Origin of the sequence: Caballeronia sp. LZ001 (assembly GCF_031450875.1) — a bacterium.
GTDB lineage: Bacteria > Pseudomonadota > Gammaproteobacteria > Burkholderiales > Burkholderiaceae > Caballeronia.
Genome location: NZ_JARTVX010000004.1, coordinates 973180 through 994531, shown reverse-complemented (window position 1 = coordinate 994531; position 21352 = coordinate 973180). Strand labels below are relative to the sequence as shown.

Annotated in this window: 23 protein-coding genes and 1 pseudogene; 8 read left to right on the top strand and 16 right to left on the bottom strand. The window is 61.9% G+C overall.

All coding sequences use genetic code 11. From position 1 onward, the window contains the following. Nucleotides 1-20 precede the first annotated feature (20 nt). Together P9292_RS15125 and P9292_RS15120 are read right to left on the bottom strand one after the other, a co-directional pair. Nucleotides 21-1211, bottom strand: coding sequence for a beta-ketoacyl-[acyl-carrier-protein] synthase family protein (locus P9292_RS15125; protein ID WP_309959813.1), 1191 nt, complete (start codon nucleotides 1209-1211; stop codon nucleotides 21-23). Further along, a complete protein-coding gene (locus tag P9292_RS15120) occupies nucleotides 1208-2932 on the bottom strand; it encodes an MMPL family transporter (protein ID WP_309959811.1) in 1725 nt (574 codons plus the stop codon). The genes P9292_RS15125 and P9292_RS15120 overlap by 4 nt, the downstream gene beginning before the upstream one ends. 85 nt (nucleotides 2933-3017) lie before the next feature. On the opposite strand from P9292_RS15120, the gene P9292_RS15115 reads away from it, so the two are divergent. Further along, nucleotides 3018-3221 (top strand): hypothetical protein, encoded by a 204-nt coding sequence (locus tag P9292_RS15115; RefSeq protein ID WP_309959809.1) that lies wholly within the window; start codon nucleotides 3018-3020, stop codon nucleotides 3219-3221. Between the two features lie 365 nt (nucleotides 3222-3586). Here P9292_RS15115 and P9292_RS15110 read toward each other — a convergent pair whose 3' ends face one another. The 9 genes and pseudogenes from P9292_RS15110 to P9292_RS15070 all read right to left on the bottom strand — a co-directional run bounded on the left by P9292_RS15110 (nucleotide 3587) and on the right by P9292_RS15070 (nucleotide 10800). Continuing rightward, entirely contained in the window at nucleotides 3587-4246 is a 660-nt protein-coding gene (locus P9292_RS15110; RefSeq protein WP_309959807.1) for an outer membrane lipoprotein carrier protein LolA, read from the bottom strand. Continuing rightward, nucleotides 4228-4662, bottom strand: a complete 435-nt coding sequence (locus P9292_RS15105; protein WP_309959805.1) for a thioesterase family protein — start codon at nucleotides 4660-4662, stop codon at nucleotides 4228-4230. Before P9292_RS15105 ends, P9292_RS15110 begins: the two co-directional genes overlap by 19 nt. Further along, nucleotides 4655-6390 (bottom strand): annotated as a pseudogene (locus P9292_RS15100) (glycosyltransferase family 2 protein). Before P9292_RS15100 ends, P9292_RS15105 begins: the two are co-directional and overlap by 8 nt. Next, on the bottom strand, nucleotides 6387-8117 hold the full coding sequence (locus P9292_RS15095; protein WP_309959803.1) for an AMP-binding protein: 1731 nt from the start codon (nucleotides 8115-8117) through the stop codon (nucleotides 6387-6389). Before P9292_RS15095 ends, P9292_RS15100 begins: the two are co-directional and overlap by 4 nt. Then, entirely contained in the window at nucleotides 8069-8707 is a 639-nt protein-coding gene (locus P9292_RS15090; protein WP_309959801.1) for a hypothetical protein, read from the bottom strand. The genes P9292_RS15095 and P9292_RS15090 overlap by 49 nt, the downstream gene beginning before the upstream one ends. A gap of 10 nt (nucleotides 8708-8717) precedes the next feature. Beyond that, nucleotides 8718-8963, bottom strand: coding sequence for an acyl carrier protein (locus tag P9292_RS15085; RefSeq protein ID WP_309959799.1), 246 nt, complete (start codon nucleotides 8961-8963; stop codon nucleotides 8718-8720). Further along, entirely contained in the window at nucleotides 8960-9271 is a 312-nt protein-coding gene (locus P9292_RS15080) for a phosphopantetheine-binding protein (RefSeq protein WP_309959798.1), read from the bottom strand. The genes P9292_RS15085 and P9292_RS15080 overlap by 4 nt, the downstream gene beginning before the upstream one ends. After that, nucleotides 9246-10058: a 1-acyl-sn-glycerol-3-phosphate acyltransferase gene (locus tag P9292_RS15075; protein ID WP_309964038.1), complete on the bottom strand. Its 813-nt coding sequence runs from the start codon at nucleotides 10056-10058 to the stop codon at nucleotides 9246-9248. The genes P9292_RS15080 and P9292_RS15075 overlap by 26 nt, the downstream gene beginning before the upstream one ends. Before the next feature lie 13 nt (nucleotides 10059-10071). Beyond that, a complete protein-coding gene (locus P9292_RS15070) occupies nucleotides 10072-10800 on the bottom strand; it encodes a beta-ketoacyl synthase chain length factor (protein WP_309959796.1) in 729 nt (242 codons plus the stop codon). 466 nt (nucleotides 10801-11266) lie between these two features. Between P9292_RS15070 and P9292_RS15065 the strand changes: the two genes are divergently transcribed. Beyond that, the gene (locus P9292_RS15065) at nucleotides 11267-11815 is read left to right on the top strand and encodes a phasin family protein (RefSeq protein ID WP_250467495.1); all 549 of its coding nucleotides are present in this window, start codon (nucleotides 11267-11269) and stop codon (nucleotides 11813-11815) included. A 6-nt stretch (nucleotides 11816-11821) separates the two neighbouring features. Here the strand turns inward: P9292_RS15065 and P9292_RS15060 are convergent, their stop codons facing one another. Further along, nucleotides 11822-12637 (bottom strand): exodeoxyribonuclease III, encoded by an 816-nt coding sequence (locus P9292_RS15060; RefSeq protein WP_309959794.1) that lies wholly within the window; start codon nucleotides 12635-12637, stop codon nucleotides 11822-11824. Between the two features lie 155 nt (nucleotides 12638-12792). On the opposite strand from P9292_RS15060, the gene P9292_RS15055 reads away from it, so the two are divergent. Both P9292_RS15055 and P9292_RS15050 read left to right on the top strand, forming a co-directional pair. Beyond that, nucleotides 12793-14046, top strand: a complete 1254-nt coding sequence (locus tag P9292_RS15055) for an MFS transporter (RefSeq protein ID WP_250467497.1) — start codon at nucleotides 12793-12795, stop codon at nucleotides 14044-14046. A 58-nt stretch (nucleotides 14047-14104) separates the two neighbouring features. Beyond that, nucleotides 14105-14743: a histidine phosphatase family protein gene (locus tag P9292_RS15050; protein ID WP_309959792.1), complete on the top strand. Its 639-nt coding sequence runs from the start codon at nucleotides 14105-14107 to the stop codon at nucleotides 14741-14743. Nucleotides 14744-14752: 9 nt separating this feature from the next. Here the strand turns inward: P9292_RS15050 and P9292_RS15045 are convergent, their stop codons facing one another. Then, nucleotides 14753-15634, bottom strand: a complete 882-nt coding sequence (locus P9292_RS15045) for an NmrA family NAD(P)-binding protein (protein ID WP_309959790.1) — start codon at nucleotides 15632-15634, stop codon at nucleotides 14753-14755. A 122-nt stretch (nucleotides 15635-15756) separates the two neighbouring features. On the opposite strand from P9292_RS15045, the gene P9292_RS15040 reads away from it, so the two are divergent. Both P9292_RS15040 and P9292_RS15035 read left to right on the top strand, forming a co-directional pair. Then, a complete protein-coding gene (locus P9292_RS15040; protein WP_309959787.1) occupies nucleotides 15757-16614 on the top strand; it encodes a LysR family transcriptional regulator in 858 nt (285 codons plus the stop codon). Between the two features lie 225 nt (nucleotides 16615-16839). Then, the gene (locus P9292_RS15035) at nucleotides 16840-17292 is read left to right on the top strand and encodes a DUF3597 domain-containing protein (RefSeq protein WP_309959785.1); all 453 of its coding nucleotides are present in this window, start codon (nucleotides 16840-16842) and stop codon (nucleotides 17290-17292) included. A gap of 81 nt (nucleotides 17293-17373) precedes the next feature. Here the strand turns inward: P9292_RS15035 and P9292_RS15030 are convergent, their stop codons facing one another. Beyond that, entirely contained in the window at nucleotides 17374-17841 is a 468-nt protein-coding gene (locus tag P9292_RS15030) for a hypothetical protein (RefSeq protein WP_309959783.1), read from the bottom strand. A gap of 440 nt (nucleotides 17842-18281) precedes the next feature. Between P9292_RS15030 and P9292_RS15025 the strand changes: the two genes are divergently transcribed. Both P9292_RS15025 and P9292_RS15020 read left to right on the top strand, forming a co-directional pair. Beyond that, nucleotides 18282-19166 carry a manganese catalase family protein gene (locus tag P9292_RS15025; RefSeq protein WP_309959781.1) on the top strand — a complete coding sequence of 295 codons (885 nt, stop codon included), beginning with the start codon at nucleotides 18282-18284 and terminating at the stop codon, nucleotides 19164-19166. 114 nt (nucleotides 19167-19280) lie between these two features. After that, entirely contained in the window at nucleotides 19281-19535 is a 255-nt protein-coding gene (locus tag P9292_RS15020) for a DUF378 domain-containing protein (protein WP_250467503.1), read from the top strand. A gap of 60 nt (nucleotides 19536-19595) precedes the next feature. Here P9292_RS15020 and P9292_RS15015 read toward each other — a convergent pair whose 3' ends face one another. Together P9292_RS15015 and P9292_RS15010 are read right to left on the bottom strand one after the other, a co-directional pair. Next, a complete protein-coding gene (locus P9292_RS15015; RefSeq protein WP_309959779.1) occupies nucleotides 19596-20480 on the bottom strand; it encodes an ABC transporter permease in 885 nt (294 codons plus the stop codon). Continuing rightward, the gene (locus tag P9292_RS15010; RefSeq protein ID WP_250493710.1) at nucleotides 20477-21301 is read right to left on the bottom strand and encodes an ABC transporter ATP-binding protein; all 825 of its coding nucleotides are present in this window, start codon (nucleotides 21299-21301) and stop codon (nucleotides 20477-20479) included. The genes P9292_RS15015 and P9292_RS15010 overlap by 4 nt, the downstream gene beginning before the upstream one ends. Between the last annotated feature and the right edge of the window lie 51 nt (nucleotides 21302-21352).

The window sequence follows — 21352 nt, the reverse complement described above, 5'->3', positions numbered from 1 at the left end:
ACTCAATGGATTGCGGTGCTTCAGCCATGAAGGATCAAGCTCGCGTTGCTGCCGCCGAAGGCGAACGAATTGCTCATGACGTAGGCGTTGCCAGCGAGCGTGCGCGTGTCCTCGATGAGATCGAGCCGGTGCAAGGCCGGATCGGCATCGCCGTCCCACAAGTGCCGAGGCAGCGCAATGCGCGAGCGGCCACGAGACTCGTCGAGTGCAAGCCACGCGAGCCCGAGTTCGGTCGCCGCCGCCGCGCCGAGCGTATGGCCGGTGAACGGCTTCGTGCCGCTCGCGGCCACACCTCGCGGAAATACGCGCTGCATGAGACCCGCTTCCATTTCGTCGTTCTTGCGCGTAGCCGTCGCATGAAGATTGACGTAGCTCACCTGCGTGGCTTCAATGCCCGCGCTCGCGAGCGCCTGCCGCAACGCGATCTCGGCGCCCGTGCCGCTTGGATCGGGTGCGGAGATGTGATAGGCGTCGCTGGATTCACCGACGCCCGCCAGCGAGACCTGCGCTTCCTCGCGGCTCAGCAGGAATACGGCTGCGCCCTCTCCCACATTGATGCCTTGACGATTGCGGCTCATCGGATTCATACGCACGTTGCTGGTCGAATCGAGCGATGCGAAGCCTTGAAGCGTGAGGCTGCATAGCGTGTCGACGCCGCCGGCGATCACGGCATCGCATAGATTGGTCTGCAACAGACGTTGTGCGCTGATGATTGCCTTGGCACTCGATGTGCAAGCAGTCGAGACCGTGTATGCCGGTCCGGTCAGGCGGAGTGCGCTCGCCGCGAAACCTGCGACCGTACCGATCTCCATTTGCCGGTAATCGAAGTGCTCCGGCAGCACGCCATGCACGGCGCGATGACGCAAGGCCGCCTCGCCCGCCGCGATGCCCGACGTGCTAGTGCCAAGCACGATACCGATCCGGTGTGCGCCGAAGCGTTCACGCGCGGCCTGCGTGGCGTCTTCGATCTGCGCAAGCGCGGCCAGGAGCAGGCGGTTATTTCGGCAATCACAAGCATCAAGATGCGCGGGCAAGGTCGTGTCGAGCGGCGCGAGCACGCGGCCGAGATAGCCGCTCAACACGTGATCCGATGCCACAGGTCCAAGGCCTGGCGATTCGACCGCCGAAAGCGACGCCGCGATTTCGTCGAGATCGCTACCAAGCGCGTTGAGCATGCCCACCGCGTGAAGAAAAATGCGGTTCGCGTTCACTGCGCGTCTCCGTCCGTTGCGCGGCGACTTACCGCAAAAAGGTTCAGCGCCATCGGCGACAGACAAGCCGAGCATGCGATGCCGGCCGAAAGCGTTGCTCCGAAGCTTCGCAATGCAGGCATCGACGTGAAAGCGAGCGTGCCGAACGACAGCAGCGCAGTCGCCGCCGATAGCAGCACGCCAGTCCATACCGCGCCGGCTTGCTCGGCGGCAGACGCACGCATCACTCCTTCACGCAGGAATACCGCGTAATTCGAGCCCACGCATAAGACAAGCATGAGCGCAAGCAGATTGAAGAGACTAAGCGGCGAGCCTACATACCCGAACATCGCGAGCGCGGCGCCCACGGCGAGTGCCACGGGCGCAGCCAACACGCAAGCGCCGCGTATGCCGTAACGCCATGCGAACGACACCAAAAGCGCCGCGAAAGCCGCCGCGAGCCACCATGCCGCTTGTGTGCGATAAAGGCCGAATGCGCCCGACACGCTTGCCGCCTTGTCGACGAAGCTCGTGCCGGGCAACGATGACGCGAGCCTCTTTAATGGCGCGAGCGCGTCGGCGCGCGCGCCCATCGGCAAGACGATCGCCGCGAACTGGCCCGTCGACATTTGACCCAGCCACAGATGCCGATAAGGCGCGCTCAATGGCACCGCGAGCCACGCAGCCACGCCAAGCGGGGCCGACGCGGCGTCATGCGCCGCTTCATACCCGCGCGCCACATCGTCGCGTAACCCTGCGGTTCGGAGCACTTCTGGCGACCATGCGTGGTTGTCGAAGAGACGCAGATTCTCCCGTTGCGTGCGCGCCGACGGAACGAACTGCGTCACCGACTGCACGGAACGCACACGGCCATCGTCGATGAACGTATCGAGCCGCGTCGTCAGAAGCTCTGCACGCTGCAGCACGGTTTCCTCGTCGATGCCCTGTATCAAAAAGAATTGAGAGCCGCCTTCGAAACCGGCGAGCGCACGAATCTTTTGTTCCTGCGCGGCAAGCGACGCGTCGCGCCGGACGAGCAGATGAATGTCGTCGTCGCTGGACAAACGAAGCCAGCCCGGCACACAAGCGATGACGATCAGGAGTGCTGCCACGACAGCGCGTCGACCGTGCAAAGCCGCGCGCCAGCACGCGAGAAGGCGGCCCGTGCGTGCAAAGAGCCGATCCGGCGTACGCTTTGCCGCCTGAGGCAACAAGGCCGGCAGCAGCCAGAGCACGGACGCATAGGCGACGCCGATGCCCACGATCGCGAAGCAGCCGACTTGCGCCAGCGCCGGAAACGGCACTGCCGCGAGAATCGCGTAACCAAGAATGCTCGTCCCGAGTGCCATCGTCAGACCCGCGCGCACGCTTCTTACGCCTTTGTACGGGTCCCAGTCGCGGCCCATCGACAGATGCGCGACGAAGTATTGAATCGAGTAGTCGACCGCCTCTCCGATCAGACTCGCGCCGAACACGAGCGTCAGCAAGTGCAGCTTGCCAAAAAGCGCGAGCGTCACGGCGAGCGCGCAAACCACACCGATGGCCGTCGAGAGGAAGCCGAAGGCAACCAGTCGCGCGCTGCGAAAGACCCAGCACATGATGAGCGCGATGCTCAACGCGGATACCGCGCCGATCAGATGCATCTCGCGCTCCGCCTGACGGCGCGCCGCATCCGCGTAAAACACGGCGCCCGCACGCGACAGTTGCACGCTCGGATAGTCGCGCGCTCGCGCGCTCGACACATTCGCGCACCGCGCGTTGGCTCCGGACCTCGTAGGCCGAAGCGGGCAAGCTCGCGGTAATGAGCACGCTTGTGGCCGATCCACGGTGCGCGATCAGGAGATTGTCTTCGACCGTGACGTTGGCGTTGGAGAGGGGAAGCGCCGCGAGGAAGCGTTGCAGCACGCCGAAGGGATCGTCGGCAAGCGCGGTGGAAATTCCCATGTGCATCGGCGTGTTCAGCCGGCGCGCCAGCATGTCGTGCGCGGCGAACTTGTCTTTGGCAAGCAGCGCGCGATCCTCGTCGCCTAATAAACCGAATCGAAACGGAAGATAGAACCGCGCGATTTGGGACAGATCGAAGCTGGGCAACTCCGCGACCACATGGCGCAGCTCGCCGTCTTCGGCAAGCGAGCGTCCGAATGCGCGGGCGGCGGACTTGGCCGCTTTGTCATCGGCGCTTTCCAGCACGAAGAAAACGCGATCGCCCATGGATGCGGCGAGACGGTTCACCGCCTGTTCCGCAACCGGATCGGCTTCCGTTCGCGGCAAAAGCGCCAGCAAGTCCGTCTGCATCGGCGACGAGCCAGCAAAGCGGATTGCGCAATAAACGCACGCCGTGACGGTCACCGCGAGCCAGAGCAGCAGTATCGCGCCACGCGATCGCGAAGCGTGCTTCATCGAACTGCCTCGAACAGCGCGCGCTCGGCTTCGGAAAACCGTGTGAGCGGCGTTACAGCGCCGAACTCGAAGCACGTGGTGTCGCCATTGGGCGATGTAATCAGCACATTGCTGAGAAATGCGCCACCTTCAACTCGCACGTTCGCGATCATCTGCAGCAATTGCGGCTGATTCGGCGTGAGCGACATGGTCCATCGGTCGGGTGTGCCGCTCGCCTGTATGTCGAACTGCGAGTAGAGCGATGAGAGATCGCCCGCGAGAATCGCGCGAACCATCGCGGAGGCCTGCGACGCGCCCGCCGACGCCCGCATGCCGTTCTTGCGTCGTCCCGCGCGCGCACCATTTGCATCGAGTTCGGTGACACCCGTTTCGTCCAGGACGAACGTGGTCTGATAGGGTTCGCGGATGCGCCAGACAATCCCGCTTTCGCGCATCATGAGCAGATCGCCTCGGCTGACGAGCGGCGCTTTCATGGCGGCGAGCGTTCGCGTCTGCGTGAAGCGCGCGCGCAGAGCATCCGTTTTTGCAAGTCGCGTCGCAATCTCGCGCACCAGCGCGTCGCTGCCAGTCGCGGCAAGGGCTTGCACCGACTGCATCGTGAAGACGAGCAACGCCGAGAAGATTGCGCGCCGCCGGCTCAGGCTGAACGTGACCATACGCGCTCCAGATTGTCGAACACAATGGCCGGCGAAACGAACTGCAGCGCGCCGGTGGCCTCCTCAATCGCGACCTGGACCGTGTGGCCCTTGGTGAGCACGACGCCTGTGCTCGCGTCCGTTATCTCGTAGGCGATCTTCAGCCGGTTCTCGTGCTCGATCAACGTTGCAAGAATCTTGAGCGTCTGGCCATAGACAGCGGGACGAACGAACTTGAGCTGGCACTCGACGATAGGCCACGCATAACCCGATACGCGCATCGCCGGATAGTCGTAATCGAACGCGCGCAATAATGCCGCACGGCCAGCCTCGAAATACTTGAGGTAGTTGCCGTGCCAGCAGACCTGCATGGCATCGACATCGTGGAACGGCACTTCGATAAACGCGTCTGCCTGCAACGAACGAAGCTCAGTCATGCATACGTCCTTCTTGCTTGGAGACTTGGCCGGAGACGGGACGCGTCGGGCGCTGCCAGAAATCGAAGAAATTGAACCATTGGTAAGGCGCCTTGCGGCAATAATGCTCCAGCCGTTCGGCATAGCGCTGTGCATGTTGCGCGATGCAAGCTTCGCGTTTTTGGCGAGGCAGCACGATGCGCTCAGCGAACCGTTCGAGATAAAGACGATGCCTTCCACCTTCGCGCACACAGACGAACACATACACGGGGCATCCAAGCAGATGCGCCAGAACGTATGGCCCTTGCGCAAAGAGCGCCGACTCGCCGAGGAACGAGGCTTCGACGGTCCGGCCGTGCTCGCCCACCGGCACCCGATCACCGACGATCACGAGAATCTCTCCCGCATCGATGCGTGACTTGAGCGCGATGGCGGTATCCGGTCCAACGCTGCCGATTTCCAGCATGCGCTCGCGGAACTCGCTGCTCGCATGCGCCAGCATGGCGTTGAAGCGCTGCGCGTGTTCGGTATGGACCACCGCCGTTACCCGCGACCGAGCATCGCGCGCAGCAAGCGCCCGCGTCATTTCGAGGTTGCCCAGGTGCGACCCAAGCACGAGCGCTCCCTTGCCGCTAGTGACGATTTCATCGTAGACCTCGCGGTCCTCGATCTCGATGGCGTTCAACGGCATCTGACCCGACCATCCCGCGAGTTTGTCGAGCCCCGAGCGGGCGAACGACAACACATGACGATAGGCGCTTGCCCATCCGGGATGGGGTGTATCGGCGGACGGCGATGCGTCGGCAAGATGCGTGAAATATCGCGCGGATGCGCGCCGCGCCGCGCTGCTCGTCAGCACGAAATACGCGACAACCGGATGCAGCAGCAACCCGGCGAAGCGCACACCGAGCACGCGGCAGCACCATGCCAACACCGCAATGCCGAGCGCGCTGCCGCGTTCGGGCGCGCTCCACCATGACATTGACTTCGATCTCGTTTTGTCGCTTCGTCCGCGCAGCTTTCTTGCGATGAGGACGGGCGCGCGCGGAATCATCTCCATGACCAGACGCGCGTGCATTGCGCTGATCCGCGCGTTGTCACGCCACACGTGGAAGTGCGAGACGCCATCTCCGGAATAGATGACGCGCGTGGGAATGGTCCTGACGCGGAGTCCTCGCCAGTGCAAACGCACCAGCACTTCGATGTCGAAGTCCATGCGCGGGCCGATTCTCACCGCGTCGATGAGCGCGCATACCGGCGCGAGCGGATACAGACGGAATCCGCACATCGAATCGCGGATGTCGAGCGATAACGTCTCGATCCACACCCAGACATGCGTCACGTAACGGCCGTAGAGCCGAGCTTTCGGCACGGAATCGTCGTAGACCGGACGGCCGAGGATGAGCGTATCGGGCGTGTCATGCATGGCCGCGAGAAAGCGCGGGATATCGCTCGCGTCGTGCTGGCCGTCTGCATCGATCTGCAAGGCATGCGTGTAGCCCAGGGCTTGCGCCGCACGCAGACCCGCCATCACCGCCGCACCTTTGCCGCTGTTTTTTTCGAGCGCAACAGACTTACGCGTGGACCGTATTGCAGGCAGAGCTTGTCCAGTCTTCGCCGCGTGTCTGCTCCACTGCCATCGTCCACGAGAATGATAGGCAAACCGTGCGTCAGCAAAGGCCCGAGCGTCGTGGCCAACGGCTCGCCGTGATCGAAAATGGGAATGACGATGCAAGCCTTCGTGCTCATGCGTCGTCGCTCCGATAGACGATCACCCCAGAAGCGCAACTACGGTCGTTCATCCGATAGTCGAAGCGCACGCGCGAGCGCGCAGCGTCGTGTTCGAGGCGCAAACACAGTAGCGCTCGTGGCCGCACGGGCGCCAGAAACTTGAGCCGTTCGATGGACGCGACTTCGCGCGCATGCCGCACGCGACGCGTGGCAAACCCGATGGCCCAATCGACCTGGACGACACCCGGCAAAATGGGCATACCCGGGAAATGGCCTGAAAAATGAACGAGGTTCGCCGGTATCTGCAGGTCGTATTCGACCGTATCGCCATTGACGATTTCAGCGAACACGTCGGGCGAATATGCGTCGGCAAGGAACTCGCGCGCGAGCACTGCGGCGGGCAGCTTGCCGCGTTCGTCGAAAGGCAGCGATGCGCGAAAGCGCCAGCGACGCGGCACCTCGGCAACATGCTCCGCGAGATGACGACTCAGGAGCAACGACATCGCATGACGGCCCATGCCTTGCCAGGCCCGCGCTCCGGACTTCGACAACTCGACAACGACGCCGAGCCGTTCGCGCGCTCGCATGTCTGTCGCGGCGAGCTTCACAGCGGCCGCTTGCCGGACGAACGGATGCTGCCCGAGGCATGTCTCGATCTCGCTTAGCGACAGACGCTTGCCGTCCAGCTTGACGATTCGGTCGAGCCGTCCGACCAGATGGAAGCGGCCGTCGGCGTCGAAGCGAACGGCGTCGTTGGTGCCGTAATGTCCGTTGGTGTCACAGGCAAATCGCGTTGCGGCGACGAGAAGTTGGCCATCTTCGCCCTGCGACGCCTGAACGTCGGGCAGCGCGTCCCATGCTTCGCTTTCATCCTGGCGACGCCAAGCGAGCGCGCCGGTTTCGGTACTGCCATAAATTTCGATGGGCGACATTCCGCTTGACTGCGCGTAGCGCGCCGCCGCTGACGAAGCGAGCGCGCTTCCCCCGCAGAACACGCACGTGAACGAAAGTGCATCGAAGCTGGCGAGTTCCGGCCATCGTGCGAATTGCGCGGGACTCGCCACGATTGCACAAGCGCCGTGCACATCAATACGGGCCTTCAGTCCGGAAGGTTCGGTGCAGGTCGTGCGATCGAACGGGCGGCCGGCAGCGAGCGGCCACAAGACGCGAAAGACGAGCCCATATAAGTGATGATGCGGCACCGTTCCCAGCACCAACGACTGATCGAGCCGCTCGCCCCATTTCGCTTCAAGCACACGTACTTCGGCATCGACTTCGCCAAGCGACTTGTGCACGGCTTTCGGCGTGCCGCTCGTGCCGGACGTGTACATGACGAAGGAAGCATCGCGCGGCATCGTGAACGTGGCATCGGCGGGACTTTCGGTCGTGCCGGCTTCGAGATGATCGATGACGATATCGAATGTATCGGCGAGAGACAGGCCCGCAAGATGACCGGCACTCGCATTCGCGGGAATAACCGGCAGCTTGCCCGAGACAAGCAGCGCAAACAACGCACACGTGAAGTCGTACGGGTCCGCAAGACAGAGCGCGTAACGCGATTCCTGCATCGTCGAATAATGCGCCGCGAGCGTTGCTACGCGCTGACGAAACTGCCGCATGCGGATCAGGAGTGGACCGTCGGCGCATACCGGCCGGTCCGCCGCTGCATTAAGTAGCGCGTTGAGAGACATCAGGATCATTGCGTTGAGGCTTGTCGAACCGGCTTGATGATCCAATGACGCCATGCGAATTCGCCTACGATCAGCCCACCGATCAGCACATACACCACGAGACCGTTGTAGCGCGCCCATGCATCATGCGAAAAACAGCAGGCCGTATAGGCTGAAAACGCAGCATTCGCGATAAAGAACCCGCACCACATTTTCGTTACACCGCGCGTGTACCTGACGGCAGCCGCCGACAGATTCGGCTCGCGCAGGCGGGCATAACGTTCGATCATCGAAGGCGACCGCACGAGCGTCGCCGCGAACGCGGCAAAGAGCCCTAGATTGACGACCGCGGGATACATGCGCAGCGCAATCACGCTGCCCGATATGGCGATCGACGCCGACACGGCACTCAAGATCAGCATCACGCACCAGTCGAGCGACGACAGTTCTTTGAGCATGGAAGACAGCGCGCCCGCGCCGAGCCATCGCTGTAGCCAGAGGACGGCGAGGAGCGCGAGACCCGCGAAGCGTGGCTCGCCAAGACGCCATGCGCAAAGGATCACGGCCGGATAGCCGAGCTTGAGCAAGAAAGCAATTGCCCGCCTCCAAGGTGCGGGAGCGTCGACTGCCGTCCCTGTCGGTGCAATACGTGCACGGGTTTCCATGTCAGCCGCGCTAGGCCTTCAACAGTGACTCCACCGCCGCGATGACATCCGCGACGGTGCGCACGTTTCTGAACTCTTCAGGCTTGATACGGCGGCCCGTCATCTCCTGAAGCTTGATTGCGAGATCGACCGCATCGATGCTGTCGAGATCGAGTTCTTCGAAGAGATGCGCTTGCGGCGTAACGCGCGACGGTTCGATACCGAAGGTGTCGTGAAAAATCTCGCGCATGCGATTAAGGATTTCGTCATGCGTCATGCCGCGGCTCCCGTAAATGCTGTCTGTGTTTTCGAACTCTCAGCGGCTTCCTTGCGCTGACTTTCCACGAAAGCTGCCAGAGATTCGATGCAGCGAAAGTGCTCGCGCGACTGCGGATCATTGGCTGCCAGCTTGAGCCCGTAGTGCTTTTGCAAAATGATGCCGACCTCGAGCGCATCGATTGAATCAAGTCCAACGCCGTCGGTTGAAAAAAGCGGGGCTTTGTCGTCGATGTCGTCAGGTGTCATGCCTTCGAGATCGAGAGCCTCGATCATCAAGGTCTTAATTTCCAGCTTGAGGGAATTCATGCTTGAGTAGATGTTGAGAGATATGGTTCTGAATACCGCTTGCGAGGACGCGTGCGGCAACGGCAGGAGCCGCATCGGGTGCGGACCACTGGCGCGCATCCAGCGCGCCAGTCAACGAGACGCGAAAGCAGAATGGGCGACGCGGCACGTGATACCAGCGTCGTTCCTTGGTGAACACGGGCGGGTCGCAAGTGAGCACGACAGGAACGATGGATGTCGATGGTGCGTCAGCATGCGCGTGCATGGCGAGCATCATATGTGCAAAGCCACGCGAGAAGGGATGCAAGCCGCCATTCGCGGGGCTGCGCGTGCCCTCGGGAAAGACGATCATGGAGTAGCCTTCGCAAAGGCGTTGCACGCTCTCCTCGATCAGCGTTGCGTGGTCACGATTGCTCACATAACGGGTCGCGCGCACGATTCCAAAAAAGCACGGGTTGCGCCAATGGGCATGCTTGACCACGCAACATGCCGAAGGAATCAACGCGAGCAGAATCATCACGTCGAGGTAAGTGGGATGGTTCGCCACGATGATCGCGCCACGCTTGATATTGCGCACGTTTGCATCGACTTCGAGACGCATCACACCAATCGCTTGCAAGAGCGCCGTCAACGCACGGAAATAAAGATGCACGATTCTGGTCGACACAAACTGCGCCGACGTACGATGCGGCCACGCAAGCGTGAGCGGAAACAGCAAGAGAGAGAACGCCGCGCCGCACATTCCGAACGACAAAAATATGAGGCCCGTCGCGATCCAGCGCCACGCGAAGCTCACACGAGCGCGCAACGGACATGCGCCTTCACTGCGAGCCATCGAGCCACCGCCAGTGCCAGACGTGAGTGATCGATGCGTCGGCCGTGTCGCGGGTATCGACTGCGGACCAGGATGCGGGCTCGCGCGTGGTGAGCGTATGCCGCACTGCAAGCGCGTGGCTGGCAAATCGCTTTCCCTCGGTACGCGTACCCGGCGCGTTCATCGTACATTCGAGGTATGAGCTGGCGTTGGCCTGGATCACGAGCGCGATTGCCTCATGTGCATCTGCGCCTGTTTCGTTGAGGCCGTACATCGGCGGAACGCGTTCGTCGCCATACACGAGCACGACGGGCGAGCCCGGATCAAGGCGATATTGCGTATACGCTTCCAGCAGCGCATAGCCGAGCGACTGCGCGCCAGAGGAGATTGCCGTCGCCGCAGAACGGTCGTTTCGCGCGATACCCGAAACGCCCGTCATTGCGTTTAGCACCGAAAGACTGAACGCTGTCGGCGACACCGGCTCTTGCGTCGCGATCGCTTCGAGAATCTGCGTGGTGCGGCCAAGTTCACCGTGCTGCGACGAGAAAACCAGCCGCGCCGCGCCGCACGCTTGCATGCATCGCTCTGCAACGGCAAGCGTTGCTTTGGAGAGCGAGCTCAGACGCCGGCGTGTCATCGGATCGATTTCCGCGAGCTCGACCGCACTCACCGAACCATATGGCGCGGTGGCCCAGTCTGCGACTGGTAGCTTCCATTGAACGGCAAACTTGCTCATCGAAATACGTGAACGCGCTTGACGCACGTGTTGCAAAGGTCGTTAGTGATCGTGCCTTGGCCTCAAGCTCATCGGTCCTTGGTGACCGATTCATACCTGCTTGCCATACGGGCTGAACTAGGGCGCAAATGTACAAGCGGCCTTTTGCGAAAGCGAACGGAAATGTTGTTGAAATGCGACCGATCATTCAAATTTGAAAGCTTTTTACAATTGCGCGATGAGCTGGCGAGCAAAAAGGCCGCGCCGGTTCCGTCTTGAGAGAAACCGAACGAGCGCGCTTGTCTTTTTTCTGGCGAAGCGGGAACCGGCATTGCCTAGCTTCGTCAGACTGATTCTGACGGCGCGTAACTTGTGTCACGCGGCCTGTGTAGATCGCAAGGCTGTACCGTGATCACACGCGCATGCCGCTGTCGCTGCCAGCGGCGCCACAGTGTCAAGCGATTTCAACTTTCACAAGGAGCGCCAAATGTTCCAATACCCCGGTCAATTCGCCTACCAGATGCCATCGCTTGCTCGCGCCAATCTACAGGCGTTTCTCACTATCAGCGGCCGATTCGCGAGCACCATGCAGGCGCTCGCCGAACTCAACGTGCAGACCGTCAATAAAATGGTCGAGGAAAGCAACGCGCTTCTGAAAGCGGGCGATGAAGCCAGCGCCGGCGATGTCTTCGGCTGGCAGTCGATCATGCTCGCGCAGTTCCCGCAGAAAGCGGCATCGTACGGACAGCATGTGTTGTCGATCATCACGTCGACGGAAGCTGACGTCGTCGGCGAAGTGCGCAGTCAGTATGAGCAAAATGGCATCAAACTGAAGGGTCTCTTCGATACCGCCACGACCGACGCCACCGAAGCCGCGCAGTCCACGGGCGCCGTCATCACCGATCTCGCCGACACCGCGACTACAACCGCGGAGCAAACCAGCGGCGTCATTCTCGATGCGAGCGGCGAGATCACACAGAGCGCGCAGACCGCTGTCACGAAGGCAACACGCGCGGCATCGAAAAGATCGAGCTGACGCGCCTCAAGCGTCCGCCGCCTTCTTCTTCGGGCGCGCGCCTCCGCGCCCTTCCTTCAGCACGATCCACGTTGGCGCATGATCGCTTGCATGCGGCTCGCCACGCACCCACGTGTCGACGCCCGCATCTTTCAGCTTCGGCGCGAGGTCCTTGCTCAGCAAGAGATGATCGATGCGCAAACCCGAGTTCGTCTGCCAATGCTGCCGAAAATAATCCCAGAACGTATAGATACGCTCATTCGGATAATGCTTGCGCAATGCATCGGTCCAACCTTGCGCCAGCAGCTTCTCGTAAGCCGCGCGGCTCTCGGGCTGCAACAGCGCATCCTTTTTCCATGAGCGCGTGTTGTAGATATCCTCGTCGGTGGGAATGACGTTGTAATCGCCCGCGAGCACGACAGGATGGCCACTCTTGAGCAAAGCGGCCGCGTGCGCGTTGAGGCGCTCGAACCAAGCGAGCTTGTAGTCGAACTTCGGGCCGGGCTGCGGGTTGCCGTTCGGAAGATAAAGACATCCGATCAGCAAACCATTGACTGCGGCCTCGATGTAGCGGCTATGTGTGTCGTCTTCGCCACCTGGCAATCCGCGCCGGCTAAGGATCGGTTCCGCGCCCTTGGCAAGAATGGCGACGCCGTTCCACGATGCCTGACCGTGCCACAGCGCGCCGTAGCCCGCTTTCTCGATATCGGCGGCGGGAAACTGCGCATCGGTTGCTTTCAGCTCCTGCAGACAGACGATATCCGGCTCCTCGCGTTCGAGCCACCCGAGCAGGGCGGACAGGCGCGGGCGGATGCCGTTGATGTTGAAACTCGCGATCTTCACTCGGCGTTCTCCATCGGTCGTGGACTCGTGGCGCGTTCATCGTAACGCGCCCAGGGCCGTTGCACGATGCATGCCGCGTCGTCGTGGCCAAGCGCATCGCCATGAAATCTGCGACATTCACGGGAACTCGACTTCACTCTCCTGTCCGCATCCACATGTCCGCTACTGTTCCGCCGCACGCCGATGGCTCGCTGCACTGGCAACGCAATCTCTACGTCTGCGTGTTCGGTTCGTTCACCACCATCATGGCGATGACGCTCCTCCTGCCCTTTTTGCCGCTTTACGTGCAGCAGTTAGGCGCGGCCTCCGTGGAGAGCGCGGTGCAATGGTCGGGCGTCGCGTTCGGCGCGACCTTTCTGGCGGCGGGTCTCGTCGCGCCTTTGTGGGGGCGTCTTGCCGACCGATATGGCCGCAAGCCGATTTTGATCCGCGCGAGTCTCGGCATGGCGATCACCATGTCGCTGCTCGGTGTCGTGCAGACGGTCTGGCAACTGGTGGCGATCCGCTTTCTCGCGGGACTCGTCGGCGGCTATGCGAGCGGCGCCATCGTGATGATCGCGACGCAGACGCCACGGCACCGCACCGCGTGGGCGCTCGGCACGCACGCGTCGGGAATGATGGCGGGCAATCTCGTCGGCCCGCTCGTGGGCGGGCTGCTGCCTGGGCTGATAGGCATCCGTTCGACCTTCTTTCTTGCAGGCGGCCTTATTTTCTGCTCGTTCATCATGACGACGCTCTTCGTGAAGGAAGAGCGCCGTGTGCCCGACGGCGCGAAGGGTTCGCCGGGCCGCGCGCGCAGCAGCGGCTGGCGCGACGTGCCGAAGCTTACGCCCGTCATCGCGATGCTCGCGAGCGCCATGCTGCTGATGTTCGCCAACATGTCGATCGAACCGATCATCACCGTGTACGTGTCGCAACTGGTGCAGGACCAGAAGAACGTGACGCTGGTCGCGGGCCTCGTGATGTCCGCCGCCGCGCTGGGTAGCGTGCTCGCCGCGCCTCGCGTCGGGCGGCTGGCGGACCGTATCGGCGCGACGAAGGTGATCGTCGCGTGTCTCGGGTTATGCGGCGTGCTGCTGATTCCGCAGATCTTCGTCACGACCGGCACGCAGCTCGTCGTGCTGCGCTTTCTAATGGGGCTTGCGCTCGGCGGTCTTTTGCCCGCCATCACTAGCGTGGTGCGTCATAGCGTGCCGGACAGCGCGGCGGGCTATATCCTCGGCTATGCGACTTCGGCGCAATACATCGGACAGGTGACGGGGCCGCTCGCGGGCGGCTTCATCGCGGCGCACGTGGGCATGCATTCGGTGTTCGCGATGACGAGCGTGTTGATGTTCATGGGGGCGGGGTTTAATGCGTGGGTGTTTTTGCGCAGGAACGGCAGCACGAGCTCGGATGCCGCGCCGTGATAGTCATGCGGCACCTTCTTTCGCACCGCCTCTGACAAACGCTCCCATAACCCTTACCATGCAAGCCACGCCGCGCGTGTGCGCGAACCACTCTATCCACATCATGGCCGATTCCAAACCCCACGACAGCATGCATATCTGGCTGATCCGGCATGGCGAAACCGAATGGAGCAAGTCGGGCCAGCACACCGGCTCGACCGATATCCCCTTGACCGACGAAGGCCGCAAGCAGGCATCGGCGCTCGCACCCGTGCTCGCCGCCCAGTCGTTCGATCTCGTGCTCACGAGTCCGATGAGCCGCGCGCGGGAGACCTGCAAGCTCGCGGGTCTCGGCGATCAAGCCGAGGTCGAGCCGTCGCTGCACGAATGGGACTACGGCATCTACGAAGGCAGGAAGACCGTCGATATCCGCCAGGAGATTCCCGACTGGTCGGTCTGGACTTCCCCCATGCCCCAAGGCGAGATTGCCGCCGATATCGGACGCCGCGCGCAATCCGTGATCGACCGGCTGACTGGCTCCGGCAAGACGCATATCGCCATCTTTTCGCACGCGCACTTTCTGCGCGTGCTCGCGGCGCAGTGGGTCACCGGCACGGCCACGTTCGGCGCGCATCTCGTGCTCGATACCGCGTCGATGAGCGTGCTCGGCTTCGAGCGCGACACCCGCGCGATCATCAAGTGGAATCTGCGCGCCTGAACCGTCCGCTCAAGCGTCGAGCCAGCCGCTCGCCGTCTCCCGCGCAAAGTCGCGATACGACCGCGGCGGCCTCTGCAACAGCGCGCTCAGGCGCTCGATCTGCGCGGCCGTTGCCACCGCGCCTTCCCGCTGATAGCGACGCATCATAAGTCGCATGTCGTATGCGAGCCATTCGGGTGCCGCCTTGAGGCTTGCCTGCAAAGGAGCGAGGTCGTCGCCCGCGTAACGGATGGGGCGCTGCAAGGCTTCGGTCCAGATAGCCGCGACGCTCGTCCCAGTGATCGCCTCCGGTCCGACGAGGTCGTACGTTTCGGCGGGCAGCGCGTCGGTTGCGTGTTCGCGTCGGAGCAATTCGCGCGCGGCCGCCTCACCGATATCGCGCACATCGACCATCGAAATCCCTTTATCGCCGATAGGCATGCCGAAGATTCCCGCGTTCAGCAGCGGCTCTTTCTGGCGCACGTCGTTCTGCATGAAATACGCCGGACGCAGCACGGTGACGGGCAGCGCCTCACGCTCGATCATGCGCTCCACGGTGTGCTTGCTCGTGAAGTGCGGCACATCCGCATATTCGTCGCCCTTGAATACCGACAAATAGACGATGCCCTTCACGCCCGCCTCGCGCGCAAGGCTCAAAGCCTGCAGGGCCTGCGTGAGTTCGTCGGCAGCGTTCGGCGCGAGCAGGAACAGCGTGTCGATATCGGCGAGCGCCGCTGCAAACGAAGAGAGGCCGCTCAGATCGCCCTGCACTGGCTTGACGTGCGCCGGAAACTTCGCGTCCGCGGGCTTGCGCGTCAGCGCCCTCACCTCGACGCCGCCATCCAGCCGCGCGAGTTGTTCGATGACCTGCGTGCCGATCACGCCCGTGCTTCCTGTAACGAGAATAGCCATGTTGATTCTCCAGTTTTCGAGTTGATCGGGCCGTCAAGAGGCCCGGTGTTGATACGATAGGCGTTCCGCTTTCGAGTCGGAAGCCCTTAAAACAAGACGCCCCGTCTCACGGATGGAACGCCATGAACCTGATCGCTCTCGCCGATTTCAACGCCGTCGCCCAATATGGCGGTTTCGCGGCCGCCGCGCGCAAGCTCGACCGGCCGAAAGCCACGCTTTCGCGACGCGTCGCCGAACTCGAACGGGAGCTCGGCGTGCGGCTGATCGAGCGCGGCTCGGGCACGTTGCGGCTCACGGAGGACGGTCAGGCGCTGCATCAGGGAACGCACGGACTGCTCGCGGATATCGCCGATCTCGGCGAATCGATCGCCTCACGTGCGCCCGTGCCACGCGGCAAGCTGCGCGTAAGCGGGCCCGTCGTGTTCACACATGCGGTGCTTGCGCGTGTGGCTGCCCGGTTCGCGCTTGCTTATCCCGAAGTCGAACTGGAGCTCGTCGCCGAGGACCGTCTGGTCGATCCCGTGCAAGACGCTTATGACCTCGTGATACGCGTGAATCCGGCGGCCGACGTGCTACTCATGGGCCGTCAGATTGCGACCGACCGGCGCGTGCTGGTTGCTGCGCCTTCGCTATTCGGCAGCGATGAACTTCCCACGTCGCTGCCTGCGATTACGCTTTCCACCGCAAACGACACGCCTTGGCAAATTCGTACCGCCAATGGCACGTCACGCACCATCGAAGCACGGACGGTGCTGCGTATGTCGTCGCTCTTATTGATACGCGAAGCCGTGCTGGATGGTGCGGGCGCCGCGCTTCTGCCTGGGTTGCTCGTTGCGCCGGATGTGGCTGCGGGCAGGCTGGTCGCGTTGGGGGAGGATGCGGGTCCGGCCGTCGCGATCTGGGCGCTATATAGCTCACGTCGTTTGTTGAGTGCGAAGGTGCGGGCTTTTCTGGATGTGCTCGGAAAGCCGGAGTGCTGAACGTAGGCTGTTTGAGCGTCATGTCCGTCGCGTCGACGGCTGCGAGTGGGCGGGCGATCGAGATTAGCATCGACTACTACCCTTCGAGCCTATCTGTCCGATGGTTCGCTCACCATGACGTACGAGTCTGTCGGAAGCAGGCTTGCTTTATGCGTCCTCGTCCGACGGCCGGTGAAGAAATGACAGGCTTCATCGCAAAACACCAATGAAACCAACGGAGGAACCATGAGCATTTTTTCAAGCATCCTGAACAAGATTTTCCCGCACGATCATCCGGCCGGGAGCGCATCCGGCGCCGCTACTCCGCCCGCTTCACCGGGCGCAGCGCCGGCGACACCGACGGCATCGGGCACGCCGACGAGCACGCCCGCAGGCACGGCAAGCGCCGAACCCGCGCGCCCGCCGGTCACGCCGATGCCCGAAGTGGATGTCGAAGCGATCCTCACGCAGAAGCAGCAGCAAAGCGGTGCGACCCTGAACTGGCGCACTTCGATTGTCGACTTGCTTAAGTTGCTCGATCTCGACAGCAGCCTGGATGCGCGCAAGTCGCTAGCCGCCGAGTTGCATTACACCGGCAGCACCGACGATTCCGCGTCCATGAACATCTGGCTTCATAAGCAAGTCATGAAGAAGCTGGCGGAAAACGGAGGCAAGGTGCCGGCGGATTTGCAAGACTGACCATGCTGTAAATCGTCGCGGCGTTGCCTTGGCGTCGCGACGCATTTGGTATGACGCATCACGAACCGCACCTCACATCCTTTAGCGCGATCGCCCCATGCGCGCCAACGCCACCATGGCAAACCCCGCACCCAGTGCCACGTAAGTCGATGCCAAGGCGCGCTTGCTCAAACGCGCTTCGTATCCCGGCGTGAAGCGTTTAGGGACGACATGGTAATCCACGACATAAGCAGTGACTGACGTTGCAATCGCGGCAGCAACGACATCACGCGGACGCGCACGCGAAGTGCACAGCGTTTCGAATAGCACGCCCCAAAAAACCGCGCTGCCCAGATGGATGCCAGAACCGACGGCGGTAAATCGAACGCTGGACGCCTCCTCCTTTGGCGCCTGTTCGGGCCAGATGCAATGCGCGACAGCGTTCATCGCCGAATAAGGACGATGCCCGGATTTCGACGCGCCCGCCGCTGCGACAAGCGCCGACGCCACACCCGCGCTTGCGCCGGAGAACATCGCGCGCGACAAGGTTTCGATTAATCTGGAATGCATACTTTCCTTTGAGCTTTGAGAGTCGTTAGCCAAGAGCAAAGGCTATTCCGCGTGCCGTGAGTTCTGATCACGACGGGGTCGCGGCACACCGATTGCGAACGTCCAGATACTTCTCGAGCGATCGGTGCTTCTCGCTGAACGCTGAAGGAAAAAGCTGCATGACGGATTCAATGGCACGGCGGTTGCTGTAGTACTCACAAGCCGACGCCATGCCAGTCCACGCGGCTGCATGAACTCGGTTCCCCATTCAACGACTCAACTCGGCCCTGTCCCCGGCCGTTCAGCCAGCGCGAACCATGCGCTGAGGCTCGCAGCAAGATGACCGCAAGTGACGCAACAACGTCCTCTCGGTCGCCGCGAGATCGACAACTCATCTAAAACCGAATGCGTGCGCTCGTCCGCTGCAGGACGGCGCTCGCTGTTACAAAGGAGTGGCTGATATGTTCGTTCACAATAAGCGTCTGCAATATACCGTCCGCGTAGCTGCGCCGAATCCTGGTCTTGCCAATCTTTTGCTAGAGCAGTTTGGCGGGCCGCAAGGCGAACTGGCGGCGGCATGCCGTTACTTCACGCAAGCTGTATCGGAAGACGATCCGGGCCGCAAGGACCTGCTGTTCGATATCGCCACCGAAGAACTGAGCCATCTGGAAATCATCGGCTCGATCGTGGCCATGCTCAACAAGGGCGCAAAGGGCCAACTCGCCGAAGCCGTGCAGACCGAAGCCGAGCTGTATCGCTCGATGACCGGTCACGGTAACGACTCGCACACGACCGCTCTGCTCTATGGCGGCGGACCGGCGCTTACGAACTCGGCCGGTGTGCCTTGGACCGCAGCTTATATCGATACGATCGGCGAACCGACTGCCGACCTGCGCTCGAATATCGCGGCGGAAGCACGTGCGAAGATCGTCTATGAACGCCTTATCAACGTGACCGACGATCCGGGCATCAAGGAAGCGCTCGGCTTTTTGATGACGCGTGAAATCGCGCATCAGAAGTCCTTCGAAAAGGCGCTGCATTCCATTCAGCCGAATTTCCCGCAAGGCAAGCTGCCCGGTCAGCCGGAATTCACGAGCGTGTACTTCAATATGTCGAAGGGCGATGACGCGCGCGGTTCGTGGAATGAAGGCGGCGACTGGAAGTTCGTCGAAGATCCGCAACCCGCAGTCGATGGCGGCGATGGCACGGCCACCGTCGGCGTATCGAAGGAAGAAGTGGATGCGTTGCAGGCAATGGCTACGCGTACCGCATCGGACCCGTCGAGCGACCCGACCACCGGCGCCGATCTCGGCTCCGGCATGGCAACGGCCGCAACCCCGAACTAAGCTGCATTAAGTAGTAACCGCCGGTTCTGCGGCTAATGCGGTGCGGAACCGGAACGAAAAGAGCCGCTCGATTGCGGCTCTTTTTTCCCTCGTAATTCATTAGGATCACCAAAAATGTCTACTGTTTCATCGAAAGGAACCGTTCGCGTTCACCGTAGCCCGATCGATTGGGTCGCTGGCGCGCTTGTCATCATCGGTGCGTTGAATTGGGGGCTGGTTGGACTGCTGCAGCTCGATCTCGTGGCGGCGATCTTCGGCGTGGCCTCGCCGCTATCGCGGATCGTCTATGTGCTGGTTGGCATCGCCGGAATTTACATGCTGGTGCGCGCCTTTATGCCGGCACGCGAGCATGGATTGGCCAAGCTTTAAAGACAAATCGGCCCCGCTGGCTGCGCCATGCGGGGCCGACATTCAAATGCACGAATCCGATTAATTCTGCACGCCCCAGCGGCGCACGGTGACACGCTCGACTGTATCGAACACGAGATGCTCGACAGCAAGACCGATCACGATCACCGCTGCAAGTCCCGCGAACACGCGATCCGTGTAAAGCTCGTTGCGGTTCTGAAAGATGTACCATCCAAGGCCGCCCTTTCCTGAACTCGCGCCGAAGACAAGCTCCGCTGCAATCAAGGTCCGCCACGCGAATGCCCAGCCCACTCGCAAGCCGGCAAGAATCGACGGCAACGCGGCAGGCACGAGAATCAGGACCACATGACGCAAGCCCGTCAGCCCGTAATTGCGGCCTGTCATGCGCAAAGTCGAAGGCACCGCCTGAAAACCCGAATAGGTGTTGAGCGCGAGCGGCCACAAGACCGAATGCACCAGCACGAACAACAAGCTGCCCGTGCCAAGGCCGAACCACAACAACGCCAGCGGTAACAGCGCGATGGACGGCAACGGATTGAACATTGCCGTGAGCATCGACAAGATATCCCGGCCAATGCGCGTCGAGACCGCAAGCGACGTCAAGACGAACGCGAGCGCCGCGCCGAGCAAATAACCGCGCAACAGCACCGACATTGAAATGGCAACCTTGTCGATGAGCTCGCCCGAGATGATCCCCTGCACGAACGCAACGGCCGTTGCGCTGAACGTCGGCAGTAAAAGATCGTTATCGACGAAGCGCGCGGCGATTTCCCAAATGCCGATGAGGACCAGCGCAATCAGCGTCTTGCGCAGCCACGACGTGTCCGCTATCCGCCGCGCGAGCGGCAGTTTGACTTCGCTTTGATACTGAATGTCCGCGGGCGCGGCAGGCCCCACTTCATATTCCGGGCGTACCGGCGGTGCGGCGAGATGCGGCGTGCTCATTGCGCGGCCTCCTCTTCGAACAGCAAGCGATGAATGCGCGCGACGCTCTGCTGAAACTCCCCGCGACCCAGACTCTCCTGCGTATATTGATGGCTATTCAGTTCGGCGCGCACGCGTCCCGGATGCGGCGTCAGTAACAAGATGCGATTGCCGACGATCAACGCCTCTTCGATCGAATGCGTGACGAACATGAGTGTGAAGCGCTCATCGCTCCACAGACGCAGCAACTCTTCCTGCATGCGGCGGCGCGTGAGTGCATCGAGTGCGGCGAAGGGCTCGTCCATCAGCAGAATGCGCGGCTGCATGGCAAGCGCGCGTGCAATCGCCACACGTTGCTTCATGCCGCCCGAGAGCGTATGGGGATAGGCATCCGCGAAACGCGCCAAACCTACCTTGTCGAGATAATGGAGCGCGCGTTCGCGTGCCTCGGCGCGACTGAGCTTGCGCGCGACGCGCAGCGGAAACGCGACGTTTTGCAGCACCGTCTTCCACGGCGGCAACTGATCGAATTCCTGGAACACGACGATACGATCCGCGCCCGGCCCCTTCACGCGCTCACCGGCAATTTCGATACTGCCCGACACCGGTTCGATAAAGCCCGCGACGGCCTTCAGCAAGGTGGATTTGCCGCAGCCCGAAGGGCCGAGCAGCACGAAGCGGTCGGCGCCGTAGACGTCGAAGCTGACATCGTGCGTGGCCCGCACGAGCCTTTCGGGCGTGCGGTATTCGAGAGAAACGTTTCTGGCCGACAGCAGCTTGTCGCTCGTCCCGGCTTCGGGCTGGGGTTCGCGCGGATAAATGGCTTGGGGATTCGCCGCCATGATCTTATGCCTGAATGCAATCCTCAAGCATAGTCAGGGCGGCACGTTCGC

Excerpts from the sequence above, each read along its gene's own strand:
- P9292_RS15015 (WP_309959779.1), bottom strand. The coding sequence starts at position 20,480 with ATGAGCACGCCGCATCTCGCCGCACCGCCGGTACGCCCGGAATATGAA.
- P9292_RS15085 (WP_309959799.1), bottom strand. The coding sequence starts at position 8,963 with ATGACGCATGACGAAATCCTTAATCGCATGCGCGAGATTTTTCACGAC.
- P9292_RS15020 (WP_250467503.1), top strand. The coding sequence starts at position 19,281 with ATGTCTACTGTTTCATCGAAAGGAACCGTTCGCGTTCACCGTAGCCCG.
- P9292_RS15050 (WP_309959792.1), top strand. The coding sequence starts at position 14,105 with ATGCAAGCCACGCCGCGCGTGTGCGCGAACCACTCTATCCACATCATG.
- P9292_RS15055 (WP_250467497.1), top strand. The coding sequence starts at position 12,793 with ATGTCCGCTACTGTTCCGCCGCACGCCGATGGCTCGCTGCACTGGCAA.
- P9292_RS15065 (WP_250467495.1), top strand. The coding sequence starts at position 11,267 with ATGTTCCAATACCCCGGTCAATTCGCCTACCAGATGCCATCGCTTGCT.
- P9292_RS15090 (WP_309959801.1), bottom strand. The coding sequence starts at position 8,707 with ATGGAAACCCGTGCACGTATTGCACCGACAGGGACGGCAGTCGACGCT.
- P9292_RS15035 (WP_309959785.1), top strand. The coding sequence starts at position 16,840 with ATGAGCATTTTTTCAAGCATCCTGAACAAGATTTTCCCGCACGATCAT.
- P9292_RS15105 (WP_309959805.1), bottom strand. The coding sequence starts at position 4,662 with ATGACTGAGCTTCGTTCGTTGCAGGCAGACGCGTTTATCGAAGTGCCG.
- P9292_RS15045 (WP_309959790.1), bottom strand. The coding sequence starts at position 15,634 with ATGGCTATTCTCGTTACAGGAAGCACGGGCGTGATCGGCACGCAGGTC.
- P9292_RS15095 (WP_309959803.1), bottom strand. The coding sequence starts at position 8,117 with ATGGCGTCATTGGATCATCAAGCCGGTTCGACAAGCCTCAACGCAATG.
- P9292_RS15030 (WP_309959783.1), bottom strand. The coding sequence starts at position 17,841 with ATGCATTCCAGATTAATCGAAACCTTGTCGCGCGCGATGTTCTCCGGC.
- P9292_RS15080 (WP_309959798.1), bottom strand. The coding sequence starts at position 9,271 with ATGAATTCCCTCAAGCTGGAAATTAAGACCTTGATGATCGAGGCTCTC.
- P9292_RS15040 (WP_309959787.1), top strand. The coding sequence starts at position 15,757 with ATGAACCTGATCGCTCTCGCCGATTTCAACGCCGTCGCCCAATATGGC.
- P9292_RS15025 (WP_309959781.1), top strand. The coding sequence starts at position 18,282 with ATGTTCGTTCACAATAAGCGTCTGCAATATACCGTCCGCGTAGCTGCG.
- P9292_RS15070 (WP_309959796.1), bottom strand. The coding sequence starts at position 10,800 with ATGAGCAAGTTTGCCGTTCAATGGAAGCTACCAGTCGCAGACTGGGCC.
- P9292_RS15110 (WP_309959807.1), bottom strand. The coding sequence starts at position 4,246 with ATGGTCACGTTCAGCCTGAGCCGGCGGCGCGCAATCTTCTCGGCGTTG.
- P9292_RS15010 (WP_250493710.1), bottom strand. The coding sequence starts at position 21,301 with ATGGCGGCGAATCCCCAAGCCATTTATCCGCGCGAACCCCAGCCCGAA.